We start from the raw sequence: 12926 nt of genomic DNA, 5'->3' as shown, positions 1-12926 counted from the left end.
GTGTTCCTCCTTTCATGAGAAAATTAATTTATGTTTCTAGATAATTATTTCTTTTCTTTTGGTCTCTTAGTACCATATAGAGAACGGCTTTGACGACGTCCGTCTACACCAGCGGTATCAAGTGCACCACGTACGATGTGGTAACGTACACCTGGTAAATCCTTTACGCGTCCGCCACGAATAAGAACAACACTGTGCTCTTGAAGATTGTGACCGATACCTGGGATATACGCAGTTACCTCGATTTGGTTTGTTAAACGTACACGGGCATATTTACGAAGAGCCGAGTTCGGTTTCTTCGGTGTCATTGTACCAACACGAGTACAAACACCACGTTTTTGTGGTGAAGATACGTTTGTCGCTTTTTTCTTAAAGCTATTGTATCCTTTGTTCAATGCTGGAGACGTTGATTTAGTGCTCTTAGATTGGCGTGGTTTGCGCACCAATTGGTTAATAGTAGGCATTTATTTTTCCTCCCTTCAAAATTGTTGTAAGCCCACACATCCAGGTGGTTCATTTTTGGGTAAAAACAATGTCCTTGTAGTAATCTTCTACAAAAACTTGTTTAATCAGTAATGGCTACTGCAGCAGCACCGACTTCGATTCCGCATGCTTTCCCAAGTTTCTTCATCGAGTCCACACGGGAAACAGACACGTTCATATCACGAGCAGTGTGCATAACTTTTTCAATCACACGGTTATCTGCATCTTCAGCTACGATCACTTCACGGATTGTTCCTGCCTTGATGGCCTTTACTACTTGTTTGGATCCTACAATGATGTGTTTAGCCTGCGATACTTTTTCATAAGACATCTTCATATCCTCCAAAGTAACAGGTTACGAATAGGAGCAACCTTGAATATATTATCATTTCACTTATACGATGTCAACAAGTGAATAAAAAGAAATTGAAAATGCGATGCCATAAGCCGGCATCGCATTTTCACTCTTTTAAAAGAGTTACTTCTTTTCCATTCAAGTTCATTGAACGGTTCAAGACTGAAAATCTATTCTACTGATACGGCTTCTTCAAATGCAGAATCATTAGATTTAATCTCAGCTTGGCGATAACGCTGCATACCCGTTCCTGCTGGAACAAGCTTACCAATGATGACATTCTCTTTAAGTCCAAGTAATTCATCACGTTTTCCTTTAATTGCTGCATCTGTAAGGACACGAGTAGTCTCCTGGAAGGATGCTGCAGATAAGAATGATTCAGTTTCAAGAGACGCTTTTGTGATTCCTAGAATCACCGGGCGACCCGTTGCTGGTTTTTTCCCTTCAAGCAAGACACTACTGTTAGCTTCCATGAATTGATGGACATCAAGCAATGAGCCTGGCAGAAGTTCTGTTTCACCAGCTTCTATAACACGTACTTTGCGAAGCATTTGGCGAACCATTACCTCAACGTGTTTATCACCGATTTCAACCCCCTGCATACGATATACCTTCTGCACTTCACGCAGCAAGTACTCTTGTACAGCAGCAACGTCGCGAATTTTCAGGAGCTCTTTGGGATCGATTGAACCTTCAGTAAGCTCTTGACCACGAACAACAGTTTCATCCACATTGACTTTTAGACGAGCTGAGTAAGGAGCGGTAAAGCTTCTTGTTTCAACATCACCTTGCACTGTGATCTCTTGTTGTCGATCTTTTCCTTCGCTAATTGCTGTAATAACACCACTAATTTCAGTGATAATTGCTTGCCCTTTTGGATTACGAGATTCAAAAATTTCTTGGATACGCGGAAGACCCTGTGTAATATCGTCCCCTGCTACCCCACCTGTATGGAAAGTACGCATGGTTAACTGTGTACCAGGCTCACCGATTGATTGAGCAGCGATGATTCCAACTGCTTCTCCCACTTCGACTTTTTCGCCTGTTGCAAGGTTTTTACCGTAGCATTTTTCACATACACCGTGGCGCGTATTACAAGTAAATGCAGATCGAATTGATACTTCTTCAATACCGGCTTCAACAATTTGTCGAGAGATATCTTCTGTAATCAAGTGATTTCTTGTAACAAACACTTCACCCGTTTCCGGATGTTTAACGGTTTGGTTCGAATAACGGCCTTCAAGACGTTCTTCAAGTGCTTCAATGGTTTCTGTGCCATCTTTCAAAGCACGAACACGCAATCCGCGATCGGTGCCGCAATCTTCTTCACGAACAATAACATCCTGAGCCACGTCAACAAGACGACGAGTAAGGTAACCTGAGTCAGCTGTTTTAAGAGCTGTATCGGCAAGACCTTTACGTGCACCGTGAGTTGAGATGAAGTATTCCAATACCGTCAGCCCTTCACGGAAACTTGATTTGATCGGCAATTCAATGATACGTCCAGCCGGGTTGGCCATAAGACCACGCATACCAGCAAGCTGCGTAAAGTTAGATGCGTTACCACGGGCACCTGAATCACTCATCATGAAGATTGGATTCAGACTATCAAGCGTAAGCATAAGCTTATCTTGGATTACATCTTTTGCAGCGCTCCAGATTGAAATGACACGATCGTAGCGTTCTTCTTCGGTGATTAAACCGCGGCGGAACTGCTTCATGACTTTGTCTACTTTCTCTTGAGCTCCATCGAGAATTCCCTGCTTCTCAGGCAATACAACGATATCTGCAATACCAATTGTAATACCCGCACGTGTAGAATGCTTGAAGCCTAGGTTTTTCATACGGTCAAGCATTCTTGAGGTATCCGTAATATGGAATCTCTTAAATACTTCTGCAATGACATTACCTAAATATTTTTTCTTAAACGGCGATACTAACTCGCTCGCTTTAATATGTTCTTTTACATTTGTAGTCGGAGCAACGAAATACTTATCAGGTGTTGCCACCTCAAGGTTTTCCATTGTCGGCTCATTGATGTATGGGAATGACTTCGGAAGGATTTCATTAAAGATAACTTTTCCTGGTGTAGTTAAGAGAAGCTTCTTCATTTGTTCTTCCGTAAAGTTTTCCTTTTTAACCGCACTCGCATGAATCGCGATTCTGGTGTGAAGATGAACATATCCGTTTTGATAGGCAAGCAAAACCTCGTCTGCATCGCGGAATACATGTCCTTCACCTACAGCGTTTTTACGTTCAAGTGTTAAGTAGTAGTTACCCAGAACCATATCTTGAGATGGTGTAACTACTGGCTTTCCATCTTTCGGATTCAAGATGTTTTGCGCAGCTAGCATAAGCAGACGCGCTTCAGCTTGCGCCTCGGAGGAAAGCGGAACGTGAACAGCCATTTGGTCACCATCAAAATCGGCATTGTATGCTGTACATACAAGTGGATGAAGACGGATCGCACGACCTTCTACAAGTGTTGGTTCAAACGCTTGAATACCAAGACGGTGAAGCGTTGGTGCGCGGTTAAGCAACACCGGGTGCTCTTTGATTACATCTTCAAGAACATCCCAAACCTCATTGTGTACACGTTCAATTTTACGTTTTGCACTCTTAATGTTATGTGCAAGTCCGCGTTCAACCAACTCTTTCATAACAAACGGCTTGAATAATTCAAGTGCCATTTCCTTTGGAAGTCCACACTGATACATTTTCAAGTTTGGACCTACAACAATTACAGAACGGCCAGAATAGTCAACACGTTTACCAAGAAGGTTTTGACGGAAACGTCCTTGCTTACCTTTTAGCATGTGTGAAAGAGATTTTAACGGACGGTTACCCGGTCCTGTTACAGGACGGCCACGACGACCATTATCAATCAACGCATCAACAGCTTCTTGGAGCATACGCTTTTCATTTTGTACGATGATGCTTGGTGCACCAAGGTCAAGAAGGCGCTTAAGACGGTTATTACGGTTGATCACACGGCGATACAAGTCATTCAAATCAGAGGTAGCAAAGCGGCCGCCATCTAATTGAACCATCGGACGAAGTTCAGGCGGGATGACAGGCAGCACATCAAGGATCATCCAGTCTGGAGAGTTTCCAGAGTTACGGAAGGACTCTACTACTTCAAGCCGTTTAATCGCACGAGTACGACGCTGTCCTTGAGCAGTTTTAAGTTCTTCCTTTAACGACTCAGCTTCTTTATCCAAATCAAGGTCTTGCAGAAGTTTTTTGATTGCTTCTGCCCCCATTGCTGCTTGGAATTTGTTACTGTATTTATCGCGGTATGCACGGTATTCTTTCTCAGAAAGCAACTGCTTTTTCTCAAGCGCTGTATCACCAGATTCTGTTACAACGTAGGAAGCAAAGTAAATAACCTCTTCCAAAGCACGAGGAGACATGTCAAGAACAAGTCCCATACGGCTTGGAATCCCTTTGAAGTACCAGATATGAGAAACAGGTGCTGCCAATTCGATATGTCCCATACGCTCACGGCGAACTTTTGCACGTGTTACTTCTACGCCACAACGGTCACAAACCACGCCTTTATAGCGCACACGTTTATATTTACCGCAATGGCATTCCCAGTCCTTTTGAGGACCGAAAATGCGCTCACAGAACAAACCGTCTTTTTCAGGTTTCAACGTACGATAGTTAATGGTTTCTGGCTTTTTCACTTCACCGAAAGACCATGAACGGATCTTATCAGGAGCTGCCAAACCAATTTTCATGTACTCAAAATTGTTAACATCTATCAAGGAGCCTACCTCCCTTTTCGTTTACAGCTTTTGCCCTTTTGCTGTTTATCTGCACAATGGTAATCATTCTTTAACCGCGACTGTTTCAGATGGCAATAAATTTGTTTCCGGAGCGATGTTCAACGCATCAGCTTGGTGAATATCCTCATCATCATCCGTGTCGCGCATTTCGATTTCTTCATCGTTACTTGACAGCATTTTAACGTCCATACCCAAACTTTGAAGTTCTTTGATCAATACTTTGAATGATTCAGGAACACCTGGTTCTGGAACGCTGTCACCTTTTACAATGGCTTCATATGTCTTCACACGGCCTACAACATCATCTGATTTTACTGTCAGAATTTCTTGTAGTGTATAAGCAGCACCGTATGCTTCAAGTGCCCATACTTCCATTTCACCAAAACGTTGCCCACCAAACTGCGCCTTACCACCAAGCGGCTGCTGAGTAACAAGAGAGTATGGTCCGGTTGAACGAGCGTGAAGCTTGTCATCAACCATGTGTGCCAGTTTGATCATATACATAACCCCAATAGATACGCGGTTATCAAACGGGTCACCGGATCTTCCATCGTAGAGAACGGTTTTTCCGTCATGAGACATACCAGCTTCTTGAAGTGTAGCCCAAACATCTTCTTCGTTTGCACCATCAAATACCGGAGATGCGATGTGAATACCCATTGAACGAGCAGCCATTCCCATGTGCATTTCAAGTACCTGTCCAATATTCATACGAGATGGTACACCCAGTGGGTTTAACATGATATCAATCGGTGTTCCGTCAGGAAGATACGGCATATCCTCTTCAGGAAGAATACGAGAGATAACACCTTTATTTCCGTGGCGTCCGGCCATTTTATCCCCAACAGAGATTTTTCTCTTTTGAACGATGTAAGCACGAACAAGCTGGTTAACACCTGGAGGAAGCTCGTCACCGTCTTCACGGTTAAAGATCTTCACATCAAGAATAATCCCGCCGGCACCATGTGGTACTCGAAGTGATGTGTCGCGAACTTCACGAGCCTTTTCACCAAAAATGGCATGAAGTAGGCGTTCTTCTGCTGTTAGCTCTGTAACTCCCTTAGGTGTTACTTTACCAACAAGAATATCGCCATCTTTAACTTCCGCACCGATACGGATGATTCCGCGCTCATCAAGGTTACGAAGCGCATCTTCCCCTACGTTTGGAATATCACGGGTGATTTCTTCAGGTCCAAGCTTTGTATCTCGGGATTCTGACTCATATTCTTCAATATGAATCGACGTATATACATCATCTTTAACCAGACGCTCACTCATGATGACAGCATCCTCATAGTTGTATCCATCCCAAGTCATAAAGCCGACAAGCACGTTGCGTCCTAGTGCAAGTTCACCTTTTTCCATTGATGGACCATCTGCAAGGATTTCTCCTTTAACAACACGATCACCAACCGCCACGATCGGACGTTGATTATAGCACGTTCCTTGGTTGGAACGGATGAATTTTTGCATTTTGTATTTATCAAGATCGCCTTCTGTTTCTTTTCCGTCAATCTCGACAATACGACGAACCCAAACTTGATTTGCTTGAACGCGTTCGACAATACCTTCAGCTTTATTAATAACTGCAGCACCTGAATCCTTCGCAGAAACGTGCTCCATGCCTGTACCGACAAAAGGAGCTTCCGGGTTCATTAGAGGTACTGCCTGACGTTGCATGTTTGCTCCCATTAACGCCCGGTTAGAGTCATCATTTTCAAGGAAAGGAATACATGCTGTCGCGGCAGATACTACCTGTTTCGGTGAAACGTCCATGTAGTCAAGACGATCGCGTCGAATAACCGTATTTTCACCGCGGAAGCGGGAAACTACTTCCTCATCAAGGAACGAACCATCTTCACCTAGACGTGCATTTGCTTGCGCCACTACGTAATTGTCTTCTTCGTCCGCTGTAAGGTAATCAATACGCTCGGTTACTTTTCCTGTCTCAGGGTCAACACGGCGGTAAGGTGTTTCAATAAAACCGAAACGATTTACTTTCGCGAAGCTGGATAAGGAGTTGATCAAACCGATGTTTGGTCCCTCAGGCGTTTCGATTGGACACATACGGCCATAGTGAGAGTAGTGAACGTCACGCACTTCAAACCCTGCACGTTCACGTGTCAAACCACCTGGTCCAAGTGCTGACAGACGACGCTTATGCGTCAATTCAGCAAGCGGATTTGTTTGGTCCATAAACTGTGACAACTGAGAGCTACCAAAAAACTCCTTAATTGACGCAATAACTGGACGAATATTAATCAATTGCTGCGGCGTAATCGTGTTTGTGTCTTGAATCGACATTCTCTCACGCACTACACGCTCCATACGGGATAAGCCAATACGGAATTGATTTTGAAGCAATTCACCTACAGAACGCAGTCGACGATTACCAAGATGATCAATATCATCCGTAAGACCTACACCGTGGAGTAGATTAAAGAAATAGCTAATAGAAGAAATGATATCCGCAGATGTAATGTTTTTCACACTGTCATCTACATAAGCATTTCCAATTACATTAATTACACGATCGCTGTCCGCATTAGGAACTTGGATTTTAATCGATTGAAGAGTCACATCCTCTTCAACGACTCCTGCCACTTGATTAATCGTCTTGAAGCCCACACCATTCTCAAGGTAAGGAATAAGCTTGTCTAAGTTACGACGATCTAACAATGTCCCTTTTTCTGCCAAGATCTCGCCAGTTTCGGGGTCAGCTAGCGTTTCAGCTAACACTTGTCCAAACAAACGGTTCTTAATGTGAAGCTTTTTGTTCATTTTATATCGACCTACATTTGCTAGGTCATAACGCTTTGGATCGAAGAAGCGAGATACTAAGAGACTCTTCGCGTTATCTACCGTTGGCGGTTCACCAGGGCGCAGACGCTCATAAATCTCAAGCAAAGCTTTCTCTACACTTTCCGTATTATCCTTTTCAAGCGTATTACGAATATATTCATTGTCTCCAATTAGATCAATAATTTCTTGATCTGTGCCAAATCCTAATGAACGCAACAATACCGTTACAGGTAATTTACGAGTGCGGTCAATTCGTACGTGCACAACATCTTTTGCGTCTGTTTCGTACTCAAGCCATGCACCGCGGTTAGGAATCACCGTTGCACCAAAGCCTCTTTTACCGTTTTTATCCATTTTATCATGGAAATATACACTCGGCGAACGAACAAGCTGGGAAACAATTACACGTTCAGCACCGTTGATGATAAACGTTCCCGTCTCTGTCATAAGAGGGAAATCTCCCATAAATACATCCTGATCCTTCACTTCACCCGTTTCCTTATTCAACAACCGCACCTTAACACGGAGTGGAGCAGAAAACGTTACATCTCGCTCCTTAGATTCATCCACCGAATACTTCGGCTCTCCAAGGCTGTAATCAATAAATTCCAGTGAAAGGTTTCCAGTAAAGTCTTCGATTGGGGAAATATCGCGAAACATTTCTCTCAATCCTTCTTCTAAAAACCACTCATAGGAAGCTGTCTGAATTTCAATCAAATTCGGAAGCTCCAATACCTCACTGATACGCGCAAAACTTCTGCGTTGGCGGTGTCGTCCATACTGAACTAGTTGACCTGTCAACCGATTCACCCCTCAAATCAAGCGTTTTAATTGCGCCCATTTTGCTCAATGCCATCACACAACGGGCGTAAGACAAAAAGAAAACGAGGTTATATAACCACATTTTCTATTTGACGAACAATTATTTGAACCATTATTCCCAATAACGAACCCATTTATACAAAATGGACATACTTACTGATAATGATATTTTTGCATTTTATAATAATATCACAATTACAAATACCGGTCAAATCCTTCTAGCTTTCAGGATAAAATAACCTTTTTTCTTTTCAACAATTTCCACATCTCTGACAAGCTCTTCAAGCTTCGCTTTAGCCGAAGGCGCACCTTGTTTTTTTTGAATGACAACCCACAACTCTCCGCCTGGAGCTAAATGAGCAACACTCTGTTCTAAAATTCGGTGCACAACCTCTTTACCAGCCCGAATTGGGGGATTAGTCAAAATAGCAGCAAAATTAACAGGCTTTACTTGGTCAAGGCAATCACTCTCATATACTTTTACAGATGATACCTCATTCTGTATAGCATTCTCTCGCGCTAAATCTAGCGCACGATTGTTGACATCTATAAGATGGACCTCTCGATTTTTAAAGCTTTTTGCTATTGAAAGACCAATTGGTCCATATCCACACCCAACATCTAGAATCGGGCCCTCCACTTCAGGTTCAGAAAATGCTTCAATTAATACTCTTGAGCCAAAGTCCACTTCTCGCTTTGAAAAGACACCCTGATCTGTTTTAAAACGCATCGAATGCCCTCGCAGCGTAAAGTCCCACCACTGCGGGTTACTACTAACCCCTGGTGTTTTGGAATAATAATGATCTGACACGCAGATCACCCTCCCGTTACAAAAGTGTAAGCGGGTGCTCGTTCTCGACCCATGGAAGAATACTGCGAGAAGGCAGTTTTCTTTCCATAAGAGCAAGTCCTTACAACCCTATAAACTGCCATTTTGAAGCTAACTGTCGTTTTCGATAGTTACTTCACAACAAGTATAAGCAATTAATATTTCTCAACCGTTAAAAAAAGCTCGCTAATTCACGCGAGCTTTTTCTACAAACAGTTATTACTTAACTTCTACGCCAGCTCCAACTTCTTCAAGCTTAGCTTTAACTTCTTCAGCTTCTTCTTTAGAAATACCTTCTTTAATTGCTTTAGGTGTGTTATCAACCATTTCTTTAGCTTCTTTCAAGCCAAGACCAGTGATTTCACGAACCACTTTAATAACTTTGATTTTTTGAGCGCCAGCTTGTGTAAGAACTACGTCGAACTCAGATTGCTCAGCAGCAGCTTCGCCACCAGCAGCACCAGCAGCAGCTACAGGAGCAGCAGCAGATACACCGAATTCTTCTTCGATTGCTTTAACAAGGTCGTTTAGTTCAAGAACTGTCATTTCTTTGATAGCTTCGATCATTTGTTCTTTAGTCATGATATAGTTCCTCCTTAGTGGATGTTATAATTTTTTGTTGTGGATGAAGAATCATCCGGTTTGCAAGAGCTTTAAATTAAGCGCCTTGCTCTTCTTTTTGATCTGCAACTGCTTTTGTAGCAACGGCAAGACCGCGAATTGGTGCTTGAAGCACGCTAAGAAGCATAGAAAGAAGACCTTCACGTGATGGAAGTTCAGCAAGAGCTTTTACTTCTTCAACAGTAATGATATTTCCTTCCATAACACCTGCTTTAATTTCAAGCGCCTCATGTTTTTTAGCAAAGTCGTTGATGATCTTCGCTGGTGCAACTACGTCCTCCGTAGAGAATGCAATCGCGTTTGGTCCTGTTAGATTTACGTTCAACCCTTCAAGACCAGCACCTTCAGCCGCGCGGCGAGTCATAGAGTTCTTGTAAACTTTGAACTCAACACCTGCTTCACGAAGTTGCTTACGTAGCTCAGTTACTTCCGCAACAGTTAATCCACGATAGTCAACAACAACAGTAGCTACGCTATTTTGAAGTTTTTCTTGGATTTCTGTAACGAGTTGTTTCTTTTGCTCGATAATGCTGCTCATCTTAACACCTCCTGTAGATTTATCTGGTGCGTCATTTATACCGATCGATCACTAAAAAGCCTCTATATCCAAAGTAGACATAGAGGCGTATCACGTCAAGAAAAAGATAGAATCTTTTTATCGCAATGACCTCGGCAGGATATTAAGTCCTAAGGACACCTACTGTCTACGGTACAAATGGTTATATATTTTCACAACAAAACACATATTATCAAATACGAGTTTTCGTGTCAATAGCATATTTTAAATAAAATTATTTTACTGTAACTGTAGATGGGTCGATCTTGATTCCAGGGCCCATTGTTGTCGTTACTGCAACAGACTTCATGTAAGTTCCTTTAGCTGCAGCAGGCTTTGCCTTTTGCACAGTGTCAAAAATAGTGTTGAAGTTCTCAACAAGCTTCGCAGAATCGAAAGAAACCTTTCCGATTGGCACATGAATAATACCAGCTTTTTCAGCACGATATTCTACTTTTCCTGCTTTGATTTCTTTAACAGCTTTTTCAACATCAAATGTAACTGTACCAGTTTTCGGGTTTGGCATTAAGCCTTTTGGCCCAAGGACACGTCCAAGTTTACCAACTTCACCCATCATATCTGGTGTAGCAACGATTACATCAAAATCGAACCAACCACCTTGAATTTTTGCAACTAGGTCAGCTTCTCCAACGAAATCAGCTCCAGCAGCTTCAGCTTCTTTTGCTTTTTCGCCTTTAGCGAAAACAAGAACACTTTGCGTTTTACCAGTTCCGTTTGGAAGCACAACTGCTCCACGGATTTGCTGATCATTTTTACGAGTATCGATTCCAAGACGGAATGCTACCTCTACTGTTGCATCAAACTTTACGATGCTTGTCTTTTTTGCAAGCTCAATTGCTTCGTTGATTTCATATGCTGTTGTGCGATCCACAAGCTTTGCTGCTTCAACAAACTTTTTGCCCTTTTTAGCCATTTCTATATTTCCTCCTCGATTGTGGTTTTAGCGGAATAACCTCCCACGAATAAAGGTTGCGAGTGAAAAAACCTTCAACTTCGCAACCTCGTCCAAGCCAAACATAAACATCAATTAGTCTTCAATCACAATACCCATGCTACGAGCCGTACCTTCAACCATACGCATAGCTGATTCAACATCAGCCGCATTTAGATCAGGCATTTTTGTTTCAGCGATTTCACGTACCTTGTCACGCTTTACAGTCGCTACTTTTTTACGGTTAGGTTCACCAGAACCTGACTCGATTCCAGCTGCTTTTTTAAGAAGTACAGCAGCAGGAGGAGTTTTAGTGATGAATGTAAATGAACGGTCCTCAAATACCGTAATTTCAACAGGGATGATAAGACCAGCTTGATCAGCTGTACGAGCGTTAAACTCTTTACAGAATCCCATAATGTTAACACCAGCTTGACCCAATGCAGGACCAACCGGTGGAGCCGGATTAGCTTTACCAGCAGGGATTTGAAGTTTTACCATTTTGATAACTTTTTTAGCCACGAGACACACCTCCTTAAGTCCGTGATGTGGTAATAGGGCTTTAACCCTCCCACTCAAAACTGATTCTTTTTATATAAAGAATGTAAATGTTAGTTCAGTCTCATTGAGACATACTGACTTAAAAGATGTTATCATCTTTCAAATCATAATTCAAGACGTTTATCATTATATTTTATTGATTTGCATAAAGTCAAGCTCTACAGGTGTTTCTCGACCAAACATATTGACTAGTACTTTTACCTTGCCTTTGGATGTATCGATATCTTCAATGACACCAGCAAAGTTTGCAAATGGACCTTCGTTCACGGTTACGTTTTCACCTAATTCAAAATCAAAGTCAACCGTACGTTCTTGCATTCCCATTTGCTTGAGCAATTGCGTTACTTCCTCGGGCAGCAGCGCAGTTGGCTTTGAGCCTGAACCAGATGATCCCACAAATCCTGTCACACCAGGTGTATTACGCACCACATACCAAGAATCATCAGTCATCACGATCTCCACTAGTACATACCCTGGAAATACTTTGCGTTTTACGGTTTTAGCTTTGCCGTTTTTCACTTCAGTTTCTTCTTCTTCCGGTATAACTACGCGAAAGATTTTATCTTGCATGCCCATGGATTCCACACGTTTTTCGAGATTAGCTTTTACCTTATTCTCGTAACCGGAATACGTATGAACCACATACCAATTTTTCTCCATGTAAAAGGACTTAACGTCCGTCCCTCCTTGTATTAAAAATGTAGGTGGCTCACTCAAGCCCGACACGCATAAGACGCGCCTGCTCTGGTCGGCAATTTTATTACTGACCTGGGCAGCGTGACTTATACTGTCAAAGAGCTCGCCACACTAAAAAAAGAAAAGCAGTCGCTCACACTAGTTCGCAAGTCCGAAAACTTTATTATTTTCCCCAATGAAAAAACCCGTTAAACGGGCTTTAACACTTCTCTCCCTAATTGTACACGAAACCGTTCGCACAAGCGAAGAGAATCTCAATAATCAGTTACAAAATCCAGTTGATAACGGTAGAAATACCTTGATCAATAATTGCAAAGAACACAGCTGCAAAAATAACTGTGACAAGCACCGTAATGGTATAACGAGTCAGCTCCTTGCGCTTTGGCCAACTGACCTTGCGCATTTCAGAAGCTACATTACGGAAGAAGTTGCTGATTTTCCCCATGCTGGTGTACCCT

Annotated in this window: 11 protein-coding genes and 1 other annotated feature; all 11 genes read right to left on the bottom strand. The window is 42.4% G+C overall.

The features are described 5' to 3' along the window. Positions 1-44 precede the first annotated feature (44 nt). The 11 genes from rpsL to secE all read right to left on the bottom strand — a co-directional run bounded on the left by rpsL (position 45) and on the right by secE (position 12913). Positions 45-464 carry a 30S ribosomal protein S12 gene (gene rpsL / locus KP78_RS00590; RefSeq protein WP_041085429.1) on the bottom strand — a complete coding sequence of 140 codons (420 nt, stop codon included), beginning with the start codon at positions 462-464 and terminating at the stop codon, positions 45-47. Positions 465-565: 101 nt separating this feature from the next. After that, positions 566-814 (bottom strand): 50S ribosomal protein L7ae-like protein, encoded by a 249-nt coding sequence (locus KP78_RS00585; RefSeq protein ID WP_041085428.1) that lies wholly within the window; start codon positions 812-814, stop codon positions 566-568. Between the two features lie 194 nt (positions 815-1008). Next, positions 1009-4608, bottom strand: a complete 3600-nt coding sequence (rpoC, locus tag KP78_RS00580; protein ID WP_041085427.1) for a DNA-directed RNA polymerase subunit beta' — start codon at positions 4606-4608, stop codon at positions 1009-1011. Positions 4609-4671: 63 nt separating this feature from the next. Then, positions 4672-8232, bottom strand: a complete 3561-nt coding sequence (gene rpoB / locus KP78_RS00575; protein WP_041085425.1) for a DNA-directed RNA polymerase subunit beta — start codon at positions 8230-8232, stop codon at positions 4672-4674. A gap of 229 nt (positions 8233-8461) precedes the next feature. After that, positions 8462-9064: a class I SAM-dependent methyltransferase gene (locus tag KP78_RS00570; RefSeq protein WP_041085423.1), complete on the bottom strand. Its 603-nt coding sequence runs from the start codon at positions 9062-9064 to the stop codon at positions 8462-8464. A gap of 237 nt (positions 9065-9301) precedes the next feature. Then, complete coding sequence (rplL, locus tag KP78_RS00565) at positions 9302-9664, bottom strand: 50S ribosomal protein L7/L12 (protein ID WP_041085421.1); 363 nt, start codon at positions 9662-9664, stop codon at positions 9302-9304. Positions 9665-9740: 76 nt separating this feature from the next. Then, positions 9741-10241 carry a 50S ribosomal protein L10 gene (gene rplJ / locus KP78_RS00560; RefSeq protein WP_041085419.1) on the bottom strand — a complete coding sequence of 167 codons (501 nt, stop codon included), beginning with the start codon at positions 10239-10241 and terminating at the stop codon, positions 9741-9743. A gap of 44 nt (positions 10242-10285) precedes the next feature. Then, positions 10286-10431: a sequence feature (ribosomal protein L10 leader region), on the bottom strand. A 63-nt stretch (positions 10432-10494) separates the two neighbouring features. Next, entirely contained in the window at positions 10495-11193 is a 699-nt protein-coding gene (gene rplA / locus KP78_RS00555; RefSeq protein ID WP_041085417.1) for a 50S ribosomal protein L1, read from the bottom strand. Between the two features lie 114 nt (positions 11194-11307). Further along, positions 11308-11733 (bottom strand): 50S ribosomal protein L11, encoded by a 426-nt coding sequence (gene rplK, locus KP78_RS00550; protein WP_041085415.1) that lies wholly within the window; start codon positions 11731-11733, stop codon positions 11308-11310. A gap of 165 nt (positions 11734-11898) precedes the next feature. Continuing rightward, positions 11899-12432 (bottom strand): transcription termination/antitermination protein NusG, encoded by a 534-nt coding sequence (gene nusG, locus KP78_RS00545; RefSeq protein ID WP_041085413.1) that lies wholly within the window; start codon positions 12430-12432, stop codon positions 11899-11901. A 301-nt stretch (positions 12433-12733) separates the two neighbouring features. Continuing rightward, positions 12734-12913, bottom strand: coding sequence for a preprotein translocase subunit SecE (gene secE, locus KP78_RS00540; protein WP_041085411.1), 180 nt, complete (start codon positions 12911-12913; stop codon positions 12734-12736). Positions 12914-12926: the final 13 nt, after the last annotated feature.

Origin of the sequence: Jeotgalibacillus soli (assembly GCF_000829435.1) — a bacterium.
Lineage (GTDB): Bacteria > Bacillota > Bacilli > Bacillales > Jeotgalibacillaceae > Jeotgalibacillus > Jeotgalibacillus soli.
This window is presented reverse-complemented; position numbering and strand designations above follow the sequence as displayed.